Genomic DNA, 15,369 nt, shown 5'->3' with positions numbered 1-15,369 from the left:
GAAGGGAAAGGGGGAATTATGGGGCAAACTGTCCCCGGGGGGAACGTGAAGATCGCTCACATCTGGCACACTGTTTGCCCTTAACAATTGCGCTGGTTAAGCTCCGCTATCGACCCCGTGAATCCGTTCATGCGCAGAGGGAGCGCTCCTATCGTGTCAACCGTGCGCCTAGCTAGCAGTCCACTGGCCCTGGATATCGCCACAATCGATCGTTTCCTGGCGCACAGCCACAGGCGGCGATACCCCACCCGTACCGACGTCTTCCGACCCGGTGACCCGGCGGGAACCCTGTATTACGTCATCAGCGGCTCGGTTTCGATCATGGCCGAGGAAGATGACGATCGCGAGCTCGTGCTGGGCTACTTCGGTGCTGGCGAGTTCGTCGGCGAGATGGGCCTGTTCGTTGAATCGGACCGCCGCGAGGTGATCCTGCGGACCCGCACCGCCTGTGAGCTGGCCGAAATCAGCTACGAGCGCCTGCATCAGCTGTTCCTCGGCCCGCTGTCGGCCGATGCCCCGCGCCTGCTGTACGCGCTGGGCCAGCAGATCTCCAAGCGCCTGCTCGACACCAGCCGCAAGGCCAGCCGACTGGCATTCCTGGACGTCACCGACCGGATCGTGCGCACCCTGCACGACCTGGCGCAGGAACCGGAAGCAATGAGCCACCCGCAGGGCAGCCAGCTGCGCGTCTCGCGCCAGGAACTGGCGCGCCTGGTCGGCTGTTCGCGCGAAATGGCCGGCCGCGTGCTGAAGAAGTTGCAGACCGACGGCCTGCTGCATGCCCGCGGCAAGACCGTGATGCTGTACGGCACCCGTTGACCGTTGAGCACCCGGTGGGTGCGGACCTTGGTCCGCACTCCTTCGCGCGCTAGGCTCGGGGCATGGAGCTGAGCAGCGAATTCTGGTGGTTCATCCTCATCGGCCTCGGCGCGCAGCTGGTCGACGGCGCGCTGGGCATGGCTTTCGGCCTGGTCTCATCGTCGGTGATGCTGAGCATGGGCCTGCCGCCGGCGCAGGTCAGCGCCAGCATCCACACCGCGGAAGTGTTCACCACCGGCGCCTCGGGTGTGTCGCACCTCGCCGCCGGGAATGTCGATAAACGCCTGTTCCTGCGCCTGGCCCTGCCCGGCGCGGTGGGCGGCGCGGTGGGCGCCTACGTGCTCACCCAGATCCCGGGCGAGATCATCCGGCCACTGATCTACCTGTACCTGCTGGTGCTGGCGATCATCATCCTGGCCCGCGCGGCCGGACGCTGGATGCCCAAGGGCGAAATCCGCCGGGTACCGGTGCTGGGCTTCTTCGCGGGCCTGCTCGACGCCAGCGGCGGTGGCGGCTGGGGGCCGATCGCCACGTCCACCCTGCTCGCTCGTGGTGGCCAGGCGCGCACCACCATCGGTACGGTCAATGCGGCGGAGTTCGTGGTCACGCTGACGGTGTCGGCGACCTTCCTGCTGTCGATGGGGGTGCAGCACCTGCAGATCGTCGCCGGCCTGCTGATCGGCGGCATGATGGCCGCGCCGGTGGCGGCGATCCTGGTCAAGCGGGTGAAGGAGCGCTGGGTGCTGGTGGCCGTTGGCGTGCTGGTGCTGGGCATCAGCCTGTTCCAGATCGGCCACGCGGTGTACGGGCACCTGTATCGCTGAGGCATTCCCTGTAGAGCCGGGCCATGCTCGGCTGATCGCGCACGGATACCGCAACGAAGAGCAGCCGAGCATGGCTCGGCTCTACAACAGGCTCGGATCAGGCCTTGTCGCCACCACGGTCCACGCAGCCCCAGTTGAGGATGCGGGTGCCGGCCGGCAGCACGCGGCGGAAGAAGTCCACCCTGCCCGGCTTCGGGTTCACCACCACCGGCGCCTTGGCCGCCAGCAGCAATGGCAGGTCGGCGGTGCTGTCGGAGTAGGCGATATCGATATCGCCGTAGCCGCGCTCGCGCAGCATGCGCATCTTCTCTTCGTTGTGGCAGTGGCGGGTCGGGCCTACGCCGCCCAGCCGTGGGCCAACCTCGGTGCCGATCACCGGTACGTCCTGGTGGGCGACGAAGGCCAGGATCGCCCGTGCCAGCTCTGGCGGCGCGCCGGTGGCAACCACCACGCGGTCGCCCTTGGCGCGGTGCGCGGCGAACACCTCCAGCGCCTGCGGCAGCAGCTTGGCGCGCATCTGCGCCTCATTGCGCAGCACATAGGCGTCGATGACCTTGTTGAAATCGCGCGCACGGTGCAGGCCGAAGCTGCCGATCCACACATAGACCGAAATACCGGCACGACGGGTCGGCAGCAGCGCCACCATCGGCCCGGCGATCGGCGTGACCAGCAGCGCCGCCAGCATCCGCAACGGGTTGCGCTTGATCAGCGAGGCGAACAGGTGGGTGCCCGAATCGCCGTCGTAGAGGGTGTGGTCGAAATCGAAGACCACCAGCGGCGCATCGTCGCGCGGCGTCGGATAGTGCGTTTTCATGCCGCGAAGAATAGCTGACGCAGGCCCTCGCCCGGCTCTTCCACGCGCATGAAGGCCTCGCCGACCAGGAACGCATGGATGCCGGCATCGCGCATCAGCGCCACGTCCTGTGGGCCCAGGATGCCGCTCTCGGTCACCAGCAGGCGGTCACGCGGCACCGCCTTCTGCATGTCCAGCGTGGTCTGCAGCGACACTTCGAAGGTGCGCAGGTTGCGGTTGTTGATGCCGATCATCGGTGCCGGCACCTGCAGCGCACGCTCCAGTTCGTCGATGTCATGCACTTCCACCAGCACGTCCATGCCCAGCGACAGTGCCAGTTCGGACAGGGTGGCCAGCTGGGTGTCGTCCAGCGCGGCGACGATCAGCAGGATGCAGTCGGCGCCCAGCACGCGCGCCTCGTACACCTGGTAGGCGTCAATCACGAAGTCCTTGCGCAGCACCGGCAGCGTGCAGGCCTCGCGGGCCTGCTGCAGGTAGGCGTCGGCACCCTGGAAGAAATCCACGTCGGTCAGCACCGACAGGCAACTGGCGCCACCGAACTCGTAGCTGACGGCGATATCGGCCGGGCGGAAATCCGGGCGGATCACGCCCTTGGACGGGCTGGCCTTCTTCACCTCGGCGATGACCGCGGGGTCGCCATTGGCCACGGCCGCCTGCAGGGCGCGCACGAAGCCACGTACCGGCGGGGCGCTGTCCACGGCGGCCTGAAGCGCCTCGAGCGGGCGCTGGGCGCGGCGCTGGGCCACTTCTTCGGCCTTGCGGGCCAGGATCGTCTGCAGGATGTCGCTCATCGTCGTCGGTTCGGTGCGGGGGCGGTGAGGACGGCCATTATCGGCCATCAAAAGGGTCAGGCTGAACCGCGCGCTCAGGCAACCAGCGCGCGGGTGGTCTCCACATACTGCTGCAGGCGCTGGCGGGCGCTGCCGTTGGCGATGGCTGCACGGGCACGGGCCAGGCCATCGCCGATGTCGCTGGCCACGCCGGCCACGTACAGCGCGGCGCCGGCATTCAGCGCCACGATGTCCAGTGCCGGTCCCTGCTGGTTGTCCAGCACGGCGCGCAGCATGGCGATGGACTGCTCCGGGCCGTCCACGCGCAGGTTGCGGCTGGCCGACATGGCGATGCCGAAGTCTTCCGGGTGGATCTCGTACTCGCGCACCTTGCCGTCGCGCAGCTCGCCCACCAGGGTGCCGGCGCCCAGCGAGATCTCGTCCATGTTGTCGCGGCCCCAGACCACCATGGCGCGCTCGGTGCCCAGCTCGCGCAGCACGCGCGCCTGGATGCCCACCAGATCGGGGTGGAACACGCCCATCAGCACCGACGGCGCGCTGGCCGGGTTGGTCAGCGGGCCGAGGATGTTGAAGATGGTGCGCACGCCCATCTCGCGGCGGACCGGCGCGACCACCTTCATCGACGGATGGTGGATCGGCGCGAACATGAAGCCGATGCCGGTCTGCTCGATGGCCGCGGCCACCTGGGCCGGCTGCAGTTCGATGGCGGCACCCAGTGCTTCGACCGCATCGGCGCTGCCGGACTTGGACGACACGCTGCGGTTGCCATGCTTGGCCACGCGCGCGCCGGCTGCGGCCGCCACGAACATCGCGCAGGTGGAGATGTTGAAGGTATGCGAGCCATCGCCACCGGTACCGACGATGTCGACCAGATGGGTGGTATCGGCCACCGGCACCGCCAGCGCGAATTCGCGCATGACCGTGGCCGCGGCCGCGATCTCGTCGATGGTTTCCTTCTTCACCCGCAGGCCGGTGAGGATGGCGGCGGTCATCATCGGCGAGACATCGCCGCGCATGATCTGCCGCATCAGGTCGACCATTTCGTCGAAGAAGATTTCGCGGTGCTCGATGGTGCGTTGCAGGGCTTCCTGGGGGGAGAAGCTCATGGGAATGCTCCTTGGATCAGGCCGCCGGACGCTGCAGGAAATTGCGCAGCAGGGCGTGGCCGTGTTCGGTGAGGATGGATTCGGGGTGGAACTGCACGCCCTCCACCGGGAACTGGCGGTGACGCAGGCCCATGATCTCTTCGATCGAGCCGTCCTCGTTCTCGGTCCAGGCGGTCACTTCCAGCACATCGGGCAGGCTGTGCTTGTCCACCACAAGCGAGTGGTAGCGGGTGGCCTGGTAACGATCCGGCAGGCCGGCGAACACGCCCTTGCCTTCATGGCGGATGGGCGAGGTCTTGCCGTGCATGATGTTGCCCGCGCGGATGACCGTGCCACCGTAGACCTGGCCGATGCCCTGGTGGCCCAGGCAGACGCCGAGGATGGGCGTGGTCGGGCCGAGGCGCTCGATCAGTTCCAGCGACACGCCCGCCTCGTTGGGCGTGCACGGGCCGGGCGAGATGACGATGCGCTCGGGTTTCTGCGCGGCGATCTCGTCCACGCTCATCGCATCGTTGCGCACCACCTTCACTTCGGCGCCCAGCGTCTGCAGGTACTGCACGAGGTTGTAGGTGAAGCTGTCGTAGTTGTCGATCATCCACAACATGGTCAGGTTCCGTCGCTTATCAGGAAAATGGCGTATACGTTTTCGGTGTAGGTGATGGGGCCGGCTTCAATGGACTCCGGTGCACCGGGCGCTGATGCCGAGGCCGGTGCATAGCTGCCGGTCACCGAGATCCTGTCCAGATACTCACCATCCTCGCCCGGCTGCGGCCATTGCCCGGCCTGGATGCCGTAGGCGAAGTCCGGCGCCACGTCGGAGATGCTGTACAGGCCACGCACTTTCGTTCCATAGGCCTTGGCCAGGCCCTGCGCGGACTCGCGGGTCTTGGCCGCTGCTTCGCCCTTGAGTTCGCGTCGCAGCGCCACTTCGCCCGAGTAGGTCGGGGCCACGCTGCTGACCTGCACGTTCTCGTTGGCCTTCAGCGCACCCAGCACGTCCTGCATCGCCTTCACGCTGGCGAAGCTGGCACGCAGCTGGCGCGACACGCGGGTGCCGATGAAGACCTGCCGGTTCTGCTCATAGCGCGTCGCCGGACCGATACGCAGGTTGTCCGCGCGCACGCTGCCTTCCACCGCCTTGTGCTGCTTGAACAGCGCCAGCACACGCGCGACGTTGTCCTGCACGCGGTGGCGCGCGGCGTCGGCATCCATGTCGGTCTCTTCGATGTTCAACTGCAGGCCGAACCGGTCCGGCATCACCACGCGGCGCGCCTCGCCCTTCACCAGCAGGTGCGGCTGCGAAGGAATGGTATTGGCCTGCGCCCACGCAGACGGGGCCATCGTGGCCAGCAGTGACGACCACAGCAATGCGCTCAGCAGCTTCATGCGGTACTCCTTGTCTTGAATGGGAACTGCAGGAGGTGCCGCGGCGCAGGCCACGGCACGGAAAGGCTCACAGGCCCTTGGCGGCCTGGGCGACGGCGCGGAACAGCGCGCGGCCCTTGTTCATCGTCTCGTCCCATTCCTTGTCCGGGTCCGAGTCGTAGACGATGCCGGCGCCGGCCTGCACGTACAGGCGGCCATCCTTGATCACCGCGGTGCGGATCGCGATCGCGGTATCGGCATCGCCGTGCCAGCCGATGTAGCCGATGCTGCCGGCATAGACATTGCGCTTGATCGGTTCCAGCTCGCGGATCACCTCCAGCGCGCGGATCTTCGGCGCGCCGCTGACCGTGCCGGCCGGGAAGGTGGCGCGCAGCACATCGGCATAGCTCAGCCCCGGCTGCAGCTGCCCGGTCACTTCGCTGACGATGTGCATGACGTGGCTGTAGCGTTCGATCACGAACTGCTCGCCCACTTCCACGGTGCCGGCCTTGGACACGCGACCGGCATCGTTGCGGCCGAGGTCGATCAGCATCAGGTGCTCGGCGCGTTCCTTCGGATCGGCCAGCAGTTCGGCTTCCAGCGCCAGATCCTGCTCGACGGTGGCACCGCGCGGACGGGTACCGGCGATCGGGCGCACGGTGACTTCGCCATCCTGCAGACGCACCAGGATTTCCGGCGACGAGCCGACCACCTGCAGGTCGCCGACATCCAGGAAGTACATGTACGGCGACGGGTTCAGTGCACGCAGCGCGCGGTACACATCCACCGGGCGCGCCTTGAACGGCACGCTCAGGCGCTGGCTGAGCACCACCTGGAAGATGTCACCGGCGCGGATGTATTCCTTGCTGCGCTGGACCGCATCGACGAAGCCTTCGCGGGTAAAACCGGAGACGAAATCGGACTCGTCCAGCACATCACTGTTGAGCGGGGCGGGATAACCGGCGCCCGGTGCGCGCAGCTTGGCGGTCAGGGCATCCAGGCGGGCCTGGGCCTGCTCGAAGGCCCCCTCGACCCGGGGGTCGGCATGCACGATCAGGTACAGCCGGCCCTTGAGATTGTCGAACACCGCCAGCTCATTGGAATCCAGCAGCAGGATGTCCGGGGTGCCCAGTTCATCACGGCCGGCCGGCGGCGCCAGGCGCGGTTCGATGTAGCCGATGCATTCGAAACCGAACCAGCCGACCAGGCCACCGGTGAAGCCCGGCAGGCCTTCCAGCTTGGGCACCGAGTGGGCGCTGCGCAGCGCCTCGACTTCGGCGAAGGGATCGGCTACCTCGCGGGTGTCCACCACCTGGCCGTCTTCGCGCACGGTCAGCGTGTGGCCGTGGAAGGCATACACGCGGCGCGCCGGCAGGCCGATGATCGAGTAACGACCGAAGCGCTCGCCGCCTTCGACGGATTCAAACAGGTAGGTATTGGGGCCGTCGGCGAGCTTCAGATAGACCGAAAGCGGCGTGTCCAGGTCGGACAGCACTTCACGGACGACGGGAATATGGGTGTGGCCTTCAGCGGCCTGCTGCTGAAACTGAGCGTGCGAGTTCAAGACGACTTTCCTTCCGGGACACAGCGTTATGGGGGCGGACGACGGCAACGGGCCACCATCGCCACCAACGGCGTGCGGAAGAAAGGGTATGCGGGGTCGTCAGGCTGGACACCCCTTGACTGTATCGCAGCCGGGGCGGGAGGGGAACCCCGCCGCCGCGGCGCGGTTCATTCGGCCATTAGCCCATCCGCCGGGCGTTCTCCTGGGCCTCCAGCCCCTGTTGCTGGGCCAGTCCAGCCGCCGTCACCTGTTCGCGACCGGTGTTCAGGGCGTCAACCTGCGCCGTGCTCACGGCCAGCGGCTGGGCCATGCCGGCCGCCACGTCCACGTGCGCATGTCGGCGGTGGGCCGCCTGCAGATCCGGGGTGTCGACCGCGAATGCCCGCGTGCGGTCGTCACTGAGCAGCACATGGGAAATGGCCTGCAGCCCATCGCGCTTGGCCTGCGCAGCCAACGCCCCGGCCAGCTGGTCGCTCTGCAGGTTCGGGATGCGGCCATGTGCCACATCGAGGCCGTGCACGCCGGTCTGCGCGCCCTTGAACAGATGGAAGTCGATGTGCCCCGGATCGTTCAGCGCTGGCATCTTCGCGGCCCCCTCCTGCAGCTGCGCATGCGGCCGTCCAAGCAGCTTGCGCGCGGCCGCCTCCTGGCTCGCGATTGCCGCGTCGAGACTGGGGTTCATCGTCTCGCTCATGCCATGCCGGTCCACCGACTCCCCCATGGTCGCACTGCCGCGCCCGATCACCCACGACGTCTTGGCAAGGTTGACCAGGTTCTGCGGCAGTGCCGGCGTGGGCAGGTGCGTGGCAATGCCCTTGTTGGCCATCGCGCCCAGCCCCACGGTACCGGCCAGCACGGCCGGCGCCTGCGAGGTCAGCCCGGTGATCTGATGGCTGCTCCAGTTCATGCCCATGTGGAAAGTCGCGCCGTACACGGCATAGCCATTGCGCAGCCCATTGGCCACGCCATGCACGCCCTGCTGCAGCTGGCCGCCCAGATGATGGCCGCCGGCGCGGATGCGGCCGGCATCCGCCGCTGCTTCACGGGTGGCTTCACGGGCCTTGGTTTCGTGTTGATTGCGGGCCGCGTCACCGTGCTCGCGCATCTGCCTGGCCATGTCGTCGGCACCGAGCGCACCCAGCACGCTGGCCCCGATGTTCCAGCCGTAACTGCCCTTGGCCTGCACGCGGTGGCTGACCGATTCGACCAGACCCTGCAGCTCGCGTCCCTTGGCAATGACCGTCGCACCGCCTTCGATGCCGACCCGCATGCTCTTTCCACCGTAGTCGACCACGGTGCCGATCGCATTTCCCTGCAGGGTCGACGCACGCTCGACGGCCACGCCGGACAGGCTCATGCCCCGGCCCGCCAGCGCGCCGACCTGCTCGACATGTTCACCGGCAACCCGTCCGGCACGCATGCCACGCGCACCTGCGATCAGCACCTCGGCCAACGGGCCACCGTATTCGGCAAGCTGGCTTGGCGCTTCTCGATGGCGGCGGTCCACCACCTTTCCATTCACTTCGGTCTTGGCATCCAGCAACAGTTCCATCCTGCCCGCGGCCACCGGAACATTGCGCAATGCCTCCGCCCCGGATTTCGACGCCAGCTGGTCAACCAGCTGGGCGGTGGCCGTCTGCGCACCGGCCGGCATCATCTCCTGCAGCTTGCGGGTAACCATCTGCTGCACGCCGGGCTGGCGCAGCAGCTGGCTGGTCTCGCTGGCCAGCAGGCCAAAGCCCTGCCGGTGATGCTCGTTGAGCCGCTTCAATCCGTTCTGCACATCGTTGAGCACTTCACCCGAGGTCTGGTAGGTGTGCACCGTGTCGCGCGTGTTGAACACCGGCAATCCGTGGGATTTCGCGTAGCGATCGGCGGTGGCCGGATGCAGGCCCGCCGAATTGAAGGTGGTCGCACGTACACCGGTCACCGCCGAAGCGGCAGAGGCCATGCCGCCGCCAAGCGAATGACCGGCGAGTTCAAAGTGGGTACCGGAGGTCTTCAAGCGACTCGCCAGTGCCATGGCCCGATCGTAGTAGTCACTCTGCATGCCCACGCCCTGGCGTCCGTTGTTGAGGAAATCCTCGCCTCCGGACTCACGCCGCCCGCCTTTCGCCCGGGGATCGATGATTTCGCCCGTGGATCCCTTGAACACCAGCACCGGCTTGGCGTCATCACCGAACACCCTTTTGTCCGGAATGTAGATCTCTGCGCGGAAACCCGAGTCGTTCGGCCGCATCAGCTTCTTCAGGTCGGCTGCCCCCAGGCTGATGCCCGCTGCTTTGAGCGTGTCTGGGTCGGTCACGGCACTGGCTCGCGTCCACCCGACCGGCGGTTCTCCTTTGCCCTTTGCCGAGGCATACACATCATCAGCAAGCGAACCCAGCTCGCGGGCGTGATAGGTCTCGCGCAGGCGCGCCGCTTCGGTGGCGTGTCCACCGCCCTGCAGTTGCTCGACCAGGTGCTGCTGCGCCTGGACGCGCCTGGCGCGGGCCTGCAGCAGGCGTTCCTGCTGCTCGGGATCGTGACCGCTCATGGCAGACTCCATTGCTCAGCAGTGAAGACGTGGTCATCCAGGACCTGCTGGAATGACCACGGCCAACGCTATCATCCCCCGAACGCGTCCATGTCAAGGAATCACATGCACCGTCACCCTCACAGTTCCTTTACGCCATTCTCCTGGCTGGCGATGATGCTGCTGATACTGCTGAGCGCCTGCGCGCGCACGTCTTCACATGGCGCGGAGCGCTATTTCGAAGGCAAGGCCCTGGAGCTGGCCATTGCCGCCGAACAGGGAGATGCGGCGACGATCACGCGCCTGATCAAGACCGAAGGCGTGAACCCCGACAAGGAGTTCTCGAAGCAGGATGGCATTCCGCTCATCGCGTGGCCGTTGCGCGCGCGGAACCTGGAAGGCCTGCGCGCGATGCTCGACAACGGCGCCAATCCGAATGCACGGCGTATTGAAACGCTGGACGGCGAGACGTTCCGCCACAACAACGCCATGGTCTATGCCGCGAAGATGGACGATCCGCGCTACCTGGCCCTGCTGCTGGATCATGGCGGCGACCCGGACACGCGCACCTCCAATACCGAAACGCTGCTGTTCCAGGCCTTCATTTCCGGCAACCTGTGGAAGAACATCCAGCTGCTGGTGGAGCGCGGCGCACACGTCAACGAATCCAACATCGGCCAGGCCGATACGGTCCTGAGCTGGTACACCGGCCGTGGCGGCTTCGAGCAGGCCTACTGGCTGCTTGAACATGGTGCGGACCCCACGATTGCATCGCCGTCATCGGCGCAACCGGGCGCGCCCGATCGGATGGCCATGGTCGAAGCCATCTACTGGGAAATCACCACACCGGACCTGCTGCCGTGGCAGAAGAAGTGCCAGCAGTGGCTGATCGATCACGGCATTGCCCGGCCGCCGCTGCCGCAGTACATCCGCGAGAAGCGTGAAGCATTCGGGTTCCCGGCGAAGGAGCAGGACATACCGCCGTTGTAGGACTTCCGGTGCGGCTCAGCGCGGCTCGGACAACAGTGCACAGCCCACGGGCAGGTGCATCCGCACCCTGCCCGGCACGCACGCGATGCGGAACTGGCGCGCCTGTACCGGTTCACCGTCCAGGTTGAGCGTCAGCGGGCGCTCGGACTCCACCTGCAACCATGGCAGCCGCGCGCGCGTTGCCAGCTGTTCCAGCGCGGCCTGGGTGCCGGACTTCAGCATCTGGCCGAGCGTGGCAGTGACTTCCCCCTCCAGCTCCGGAAGCACCGTCACGTCCAGCTGCCCATCATCGATCAGTGCCTGCGGGCACAATTGCTGGCCACCGCCTGCCTGGCGGCCATTGCCGATGCCGAGCGCGATGAAGTCGCCTTCCCACGCGAAGTCCGGGCCGGACAGCCGCGCGGTGATCGGCTCGATGCGACCCAGCTTGGCGATGCCGGTGATCACGTAGGCCAGCCCGCCCAGCATCTTCTTCAAGCCGGCATCGGTCTCCACCGTTACCTGCGTGCCAAAACCACCGCTGGCAAGGTTGGCGCACCACCAGTGGGTGCCATCGGCGTCCACGCGCAGGAGATCGATCGCATGCGGCGTCGCCTGCCCGATCAAGCCGAAGGCCTCCTTCGGCTCGGTGGGAATGCCGGCAGCAGTCGCGAAGTCGTTGGCGGTCCCCATCGGAATCAGCGCCAGTGATGGCAGCGCATCCGCCGGTTCCTCACGGTGGGCCAGGGTCTCGGCCACCGCACTGAGCGTGCCATCGCCACCAGCAGCCACGATCACGTCCACGCCATGATCAATCGCCTCGGCCACGTAGCGTTCGGCGTCGCCGTCCTCCCAGGTCACCCGCACTTCCAGCTGCACGCCCTGCCCGCGCCAATGGCCGACGGCGTCGCGCAACTCATCGTTGCCAGCGGATTTGCCATTGAGGATCAGGCGCCAGCGCGGTGCGGCCATGTGGTGCTTCCAGGACGGGGGCGCACAGGCTAGCAATGCGCTGTTTGTCCGCGGTGAATGTCACGCAGATGTCATTCAGCAACCGGAGAATGGAAGGCCATAGCAGGGACGACGGATGGAGGCAGGATCAGCCTCCCACGCATGCAGCGAGGCCACGCCAGTGATTGGCGTGGTCTTTTTTTTGGTTCTTCTCCCAGCTGGTTGGTAGATCCACGCCATGCGTGGATGCACTTCACTTCAACCGTTGGCGAAGTCGTGCAATGCCTGGCCCTGCAGCCGGTACACGGTCCACTCGTCCTGGGGCTTGGCACCGGCGGCGGTGTAGAACTCGATGGCCGGAGTATTCCAGTCCAGCACCGACCATTCGAAACGTCCGCAGCCCTCGGCCACGGCCTGGCGTGCGATGTACTTCAGCAGCGCTTTGCCGGCGCCTGCCCCGCGCTTTTCCTGGCTGACGTACAGGTCTTCCAGGTAGATGCCCTTGCGGCCCAGCCAGGTGGAGTAGTTGTAGAAGTACACCGCATAGCCGATCGCTTCGCCGGCGGCTTCGCAGATCAGCGCGCGCGCCGTGGCGTCGGCACCGAACAGGCTCTCGGCGATGCCGATCTCATCGGTCTGCACCGAATGCTCGGCCTTCTCGTAGATGGCCAGCTCACGGATGAAGTGCAGGATCAGGCCGGCGTCGGCCACGGTGGCCGCGCGGATGTTCAACAGTGCCATGGGCGGAAAAGGGGACGGAGGGGATCAGGCGAGCTTAATCCCCTCCGTCCCCTTTTTGTCAGCGCGCCGCAGCGACGTTGGCGCGCATCTGCGCGATCACGTCCTGGTAGCTGGTCTTGGCGTTGAAGATGGCCGAGCCGGCGACGAAGGTGTCCGCACCGGCGGCGGCGATCTCACCGATATTGTCGGCCTTCACACCGCCGTCGATCTCCAGGCGGATGTCCTTGCCGCTGGCGTCGATCATCTTGCGCACCACGCGCAGCTTGTCCAGCGCCGACGGGATGAAGGCCTGGCCGCCGAAGCCCGGGTTGACCGACATCAGCAGCACCAGGTCCAGGTCATCCAGCACCCAGTCGAGGATGTCCACCGGGGTGGCCGGGTTCAGCACGATGCCCGGCTTGCAGCCCAGCGAGCGGATCAGCTGGATGGTGCGGTGCACGTGGCGACTGGCCTCCGGGTGGAAGCTGATGTAGGTGGCACCGGCCTCGGCGAAGTCCGGGATGATGCGGTCCACCGGCTCAACCATCAGGTGCACGTCGATCGGCGCGGTGACGCCGTGCTTGCGCAAGGCCTGGCAGACCATCGGGCCGATGGTCAGGTTCGGCACGTAGTGGTTGTCCATCACGTCGAAGTGGACCCAGTCCGCACCGGCGGCGAGGACGTTGTCGACTTCCTCGCCGAGACGGGCGAAGTTGGCGGAGAGAATGGACGGGGCGATGAGGCAGTTGGACATGGCCGGGGCCTTCGGAACGGGGAAAGGATTCTCCCGCCCGCAGGCGGGACTGTCGGGTCAGCGCTTGCGCAGGGTCTTGATGCGATCGTAGGCGGCGTTGATCCGCCGCGACTTCTGCTCGGCCTGCTGCTGCAGCTCGGGGGCGGCGCCGCCAAGCTTGTCGGGGTGGTACTGCGAGATCAGCTTGCGATAGGCGCGCTCGACCTCGGCATCGGTGGCCTCGGAGGTCAGCCCCAGCTCCCGGTACGGATTCTCCTTGTTCAGGCGGAACCAGTCCGAGTCGAAGGCATGGCCGATCAACAGGCCGACCACCGCGCCAAACAGCGGATTGGGCCGGAACAGCAGGGCGCCGGCGATGAATCCGAGCAGTTTTCCGTACCAGCGCATGGCGCTCCGGGGTCGACCGACGAAATGGACGCTCATTTTACGTCACAGCGGGCCCGGACGGCTTTACACTAGGCCGCCCGCTGGTCAGCGGGCCCGCCGGGTCCGTTGGGCAGCCGTATCGACAACGCCCCAGGAGTGCCCGTGCCAACCACGCTGTTGCAATCCGATCTCCCCGGCCTGCCCTTGCGCCATCGCGGCAAGGTGCGTGATGTGTTCGATATCCCGCGCGAGCGGCTGCCCGCAGGGACCCCACCGGGCGACTACCTGCTGATGGTGGCCACCGATCGCCTGTCGGCGTTCGACGTGGTCCTGCCCGACCCGATCCCGGGCAAGGGCGAGATGCTCTGCCAGGTCTCCAACTTCTGGTTCGCCAAGACCGCGCACCTGATGCCCAACCACCTGACCGGCATCGACGTGGCCAGCGTGCTGCCCGAAGGCGTGGACCCGGCCCTGTATGCCAAGCGCGCGGTGGTCACCCGCAAGCTGAAGCCGGTGCCGGTGGAAGCGATCGCCCGCGGCTACCTGATCGGCAGCGGCTGGAAGGATTACCAGCGCACCGGCAAGGTCAGCGGCATCGATCTGCCCGACGGCCTGCGCCAGGCCGAGCAGCTGCCCGAGCCGATCTTCACCCCCTCGACCAAGGCCGCCGTCGGCGACCACGACGAGAACATCGATTTCGACGCGATGGTGAAGCAGGTCGGTGCGGACCTGGCCGAGCGCGTGCGCGACGCCACCCTGCGCATCTACAAGTTCGCCGCCGATTACGCCCGCGAGCGCGGCATCATCCTGGCCGATACCAAATTCGAGTTCGGTACCGACGCCGATGGCCGCCTGTACATCATGGACGAGATGCTGACGCCGGATTCCTCGCGTTACTGGCCGGCCGACGAGTACGAAGTGGGTACCAGCCCGCCGAGCTACGACAAGCAGTTCGTGCGCGATTACCTGGAGACGCTGGACTGGGGCAAGACCGCCCCGGGCCCGACCATCCCGGCCGAGATCATCGAGCGCACCCGCGCCAAGTACGCCGAGGCGCTGCAGCGCCTGGCCGGGATCAGCGTCGACTGATCCGCCTGCGCCCCCGGCCCGCCGGGGGCGTTTCATTTTGGTGGTAGTGCCGGCCGCTGGCCGGCAACCTCGGCGAATCCGCAGCCAGGCATGGCCTGGCTCTACTGTCGGCCCTGGCGGGAGTATGCTGGCCGCATGCAGACATCCACCGAGCTTGCGCGGCCGATCGACCGCTATTTCGCCAGCTACTCCGACGACCACCGCAATGTGATCAACCAGCGCATCCACGTGGTGGCGGTACCGGCGATCCTGTGGTCGGTGGTGGCCCTGCTGTGGTGCTTGCCGCCGCTGATCACCTGGTTCCAGTACGGCATCTGGTCGGCGTTCGCGATGTTCAGCGCGTGGTGTTTCTACAACAAGCTGTCGCGCCCGCTGGGCATCGGCATGCTCATCCAGTTCTTCGTGTTCGGCTGCCTGTGCCGCCTGCTGGAGGCCGAGATCGGCCTGCAGGCCCTGCGCTGGCTGGCGGTGGGCGTGTTCGTGGTGGCCTGGATCGCGCAGTTCATCGGCCACACGTTCGAGGGCCGCAAGCCCAGCTTCCTGACCGACCTGACCTACCTGCTGATCGGCCCGGCCTGGGTGATGGCCAAGTTCTACCGCAAGCTCGACTGGCGCTATTGAACTGCGGCCGGCCGACGGCGACCGTCGTTTCCTGAACGGGCAGATTCCGTCACCCGCACTCCACGACGGCCCTGCCAGCCTGCCCCGGTGACTCGCTCCCC

The 15,369-nt window shown here is 66.7% G+C and carries 16 protein-coding genes; 5 read left to right on the top strand and 11 right to left on the bottom strand.

What is annotated here, in order from left to right:
• Nucleotides 1–129: 129 nt before the first annotated feature.
• Together crp and N5D20_RS12500 are read left to right on the top strand one after the other, a co-directional pair.
• Nucleotides 130–819 carry a cAMP-activated global transcriptional regulator CRP gene (gene crp / locus N5D20_RS12505; protein WP_279914403.1) on the top strand — a complete coding sequence of 230 codons (690 nt, stop codon included), beginning with the start codon at nucleotides 130–132 and terminating at the stop codon, nucleotides 817–819.
• Between the two features lie 62 nt (nucleotides 820–881).
• Nucleotides 882–1,643, top strand: a complete 762-nt coding sequence (locus N5D20_RS12500; protein WP_010482650.1) for a sulfite exporter TauE/SafE family protein — start codon at nucleotides 882–884, stop codon at nucleotides 1,641–1,643.
• 97 nt (nucleotides 1,644–1,740) lie between these two features.
• On the opposite strand, the gene N5D20_RS12495 is transcribed toward N5D20_RS12500, so the two are convergent.
• The 7 genes from N5D20_RS12495 to N5D20_RS12465 form a co-directional block, all read right to left on the bottom strand.
• The gene (locus tag N5D20_RS12495) at nucleotides 1,741–2,457 is read right to left on the bottom strand and encodes a haloacid dehalogenase-like hydrolase (RefSeq protein ID WP_010482651.1); all 717 of its coding nucleotides are present in this window, start codon (nucleotides 2,455–2,457) and stop codon (nucleotides 1,741–1,743) included.
• Complete coding sequence (gene trpC, locus N5D20_RS12490) at nucleotides 2,454–3,248, bottom strand: indole-3-glycerol phosphate synthase TrpC (protein ID WP_191850130.1); 795 nt, start codon at nucleotides 3,246–3,248, stop codon at nucleotides 2,454–2,456. Before trpC ends, N5D20_RS12495 begins: the two co-directional genes overlap by 4 nt.
• A 74-nt stretch (nucleotides 3,249–3,322) precedes the next feature.
• Nucleotides 3,323–4,354, bottom strand: a complete 1,032-nt coding sequence (gene trpD / locus N5D20_RS12485) for an anthranilate phosphoribosyltransferase (protein ID WP_043399367.1) — start codon at nucleotides 4,352–4,354, stop codon at nucleotides 3,323–3,325.
• Between the two features lie 16 nt (nucleotides 4,355–4,370).
• Nucleotides 4,371–4,958, bottom strand: coding sequence for an aminodeoxychorismate/anthranilate synthase component II (locus tag N5D20_RS12480; RefSeq protein WP_010482655.1), 588 nt, complete (start codon nucleotides 4,956–4,958; stop codon nucleotides 4,371–4,373).
• Nucleotides 4,959–4,960: 2 nt separating this feature from the next.
• Complete coding sequence (locus N5D20_RS12475; RefSeq protein ID WP_100446891.1) at nucleotides 4,961–5,740, bottom strand: SIMPL domain-containing protein; 780 nt, start codon at nucleotides 5,738–5,740, stop codon at nucleotides 4,961–4,963.
• A 67-nt stretch (nucleotides 5,741–5,807) separates the two neighbouring features.
• Complete coding sequence (gene trpE / locus N5D20_RS12470) at nucleotides 5,808–7,283, bottom strand: anthranilate synthase component I (RefSeq protein WP_109815072.1); 1,476 nt, start codon at nucleotides 7,281–7,283, stop codon at nucleotides 5,808–5,810.
• A 178-nt stretch (nucleotides 7,284–7,461) separates the two neighbouring features.
• Nucleotides 7,462–9,819, bottom strand: coding sequence for an XVIPCD domain-containing protein (locus N5D20_RS12465; protein ID WP_191863364.1), 2,358 nt, complete (start codon nucleotides 9,817–9,819; stop codon nucleotides 7,462–7,464).
• Nucleotides 9,820–9,924: 105 nt separating this feature from the next.
• Here N5D20_RS12465 and N5D20_RS12460 point away from each other — a divergent pair, with 105 nt between their 5' ends.
• Entirely contained in the window at nucleotides 9,925–10,788 is an 864-nt protein-coding gene (locus tag N5D20_RS12460) for an ankyrin repeat domain-containing protein (protein ID WP_224328685.1), read from the top strand.
• Between the two features lie 15 nt (nucleotides 10,789–10,803).
• On the opposite strand, the gene yegS is transcribed toward N5D20_RS12460, so the two are convergent.
• The 4 genes from yegS to N5D20_RS12440 form a co-directional block, all read right to left on the bottom strand.
• On the bottom strand, nucleotides 10,804–11,739 hold the full coding sequence (gene yegS, locus N5D20_RS12455) for a lipid kinase YegS (protein WP_010482660.1): 936 nt from the start codon (nucleotides 11,737–11,739) through the stop codon (nucleotides 10,804–10,806).
• 237 nt (nucleotides 11,740–11,976) lie between these two features.
• The gene (locus N5D20_RS12450) at nucleotides 11,977–12,459 is read right to left on the bottom strand and encodes a GNAT family N-acetyltransferase (protein ID WP_197579083.1); all 483 of its coding nucleotides are present in this window, start codon (nucleotides 12,457–12,459) and stop codon (nucleotides 11,977–11,979) included.
• Between the two features lie 58 nt (nucleotides 12,460–12,517).
• Nucleotides 12,518–13,192: a ribulose-phosphate 3-epimerase gene (rpe, locus tag N5D20_RS12445; RefSeq protein ID WP_032127160.1), complete on the bottom strand. Its 675-nt coding sequence runs from the start codon at nucleotides 13,190–13,192 to the stop codon at nucleotides 12,518–12,520.
• A 57-nt stretch (nucleotides 13,193–13,249) separates the two neighbouring features.
• On the bottom strand, nucleotides 13,250–13,579 hold the full coding sequence (locus N5D20_RS12440) for a DnaJ domain-containing protein (protein WP_005411327.1): 330 nt from the start codon (nucleotides 13,577–13,579) through the stop codon (nucleotides 13,250–13,252).
• A 141-nt stretch (nucleotides 13,580–13,720) separates the two neighbouring features.
• Between N5D20_RS12440 and N5D20_RS12435 the strand changes: the two genes are divergently transcribed.
• A complete protein-coding gene (locus N5D20_RS12435; RefSeq protein ID WP_029379835.1) occupies nucleotides 13,721–14,647 on the top strand; it encodes a phosphoribosylaminoimidazolesuccinocarboxamide synthase in 927 nt (308 codons plus the stop codon).
• Between the two features lie 135 nt (nucleotides 14,648–14,782).
• Entirely contained in the window at nucleotides 14,783–15,268 is a 486-nt protein-coding gene (locus N5D20_RS12430) for an Mpo1-like protein (RefSeq protein WP_010482667.1), read from the top strand.
• Nucleotides 15,269–15,369: the final 101 nt, after the last annotated feature.

Source organism: Stenotrophomonas sp. GD03877 (assembly GCF_029840555.1).
GTDB lineage: Bacteria > Pseudomonadota > Gammaproteobacteria > Xanthomonadales > Xanthomonadaceae > Stenotrophomonas > Stenotrophomonas geniculata.
This window is presented reverse-complemented; position numbering and strand designations above follow the sequence as displayed.

What these genes read in the sequence shown, in the direction of transcription:
- N5D20_RS12500 (WP_010482650.1), top strand. Translation starts at nt 882, where the DNA reads ATGGAGCTGAGCAGCGAATTCTGGTGGTTCATCCTCATCGGCCTCGGC.
- N5D20_RS12450 (WP_197579083.1), bottom strand. Translation starts at nt 12,459, where the DNA reads ATGGCACTGTTGAACATCCGCGCGGCCACCGTGGCCGACGCCGGCCTG.
- trpC (WP_191850130.1), bottom strand. Translation starts at nt 3,248, where the DNA reads ATGAGCGACATCCTGCAGACGATCCTGGCCCGCAAGGCCGAAGAAGTG.
- N5D20_RS12495 (WP_010482651.1), bottom strand. Translation starts at nt 2,457, where the DNA reads ATGAAAACGCACTATCCGACGCCGCGCGACGATGCGCCGCTGGTGGTC.
- N5D20_RS12480 (WP_010482655.1), bottom strand. Translation starts at nt 4,958, where the DNA reads ATGTTGTGGATGATCGACAACTACGACAGCTTCACCTACAACCTCGTG.
- crp (WP_279914403.1), top strand. Translation starts at nt 130, where the DNA reads ATGCGCAGAGGGAGCGCTCCTATCGTGTCAACCGTGCGCCTAGCTAGC.
- N5D20_RS12460 (WP_224328685.1), top strand. Translation starts at nt 9,925, where the DNA reads ATGCACCGTCACCCTCACAGTTCCTTTACGCCATTCTCCTGGCTGGCG.
- rpe (WP_032127160.1), bottom strand. Translation starts at nt 13,192, where the DNA reads ATGTCCAACTGCCTCATCGCCCCGTCCATTCTCTCCGCCAACTTCGCC.
- N5D20_RS12475 (WP_100446891.1), bottom strand. Translation starts at nt 5,740, where the DNA reads ATGAAGCTGCTGAGCGCATTGCTGTGGTCGTCACTGCTGGCCACGATG.
- N5D20_RS12465 (WP_191863364.1), bottom strand. Translation starts at nt 9,819, where the DNA reads ATGAGCGGTCACGATCCCGAGCAGCAGGAACGCCTGCTGCAGGCCCGC.
- yegS (WP_010482660.1), bottom strand. Translation starts at nt 11,739, where the DNA reads ATGGCCGCACCGCGCTGGCGCCTGATCCTCAATGGCAAATCCGCTGGC.
- trpD (WP_043399367.1), bottom strand. Translation starts at nt 4,354, where the DNA reads ATGAGCTTCTCCCCCCAGGAAGCCCTGCAACGCACCATCGAGCACCGC.
- N5D20_RS12440 (WP_005411327.1), bottom strand. Translation starts at nt 13,579, where the DNA reads ATGCGCTGGTACGGAAAACTGCTCGGATTCATCGCCGGCGCCCTGCTG.
- N5D20_RS12430 (WP_010482667.1), top strand. Translation starts at nt 14,783, where the DNA reads ATGCAGACATCCACCGAGCTTGCGCGGCCGATCGACCGCTATTTCGCC.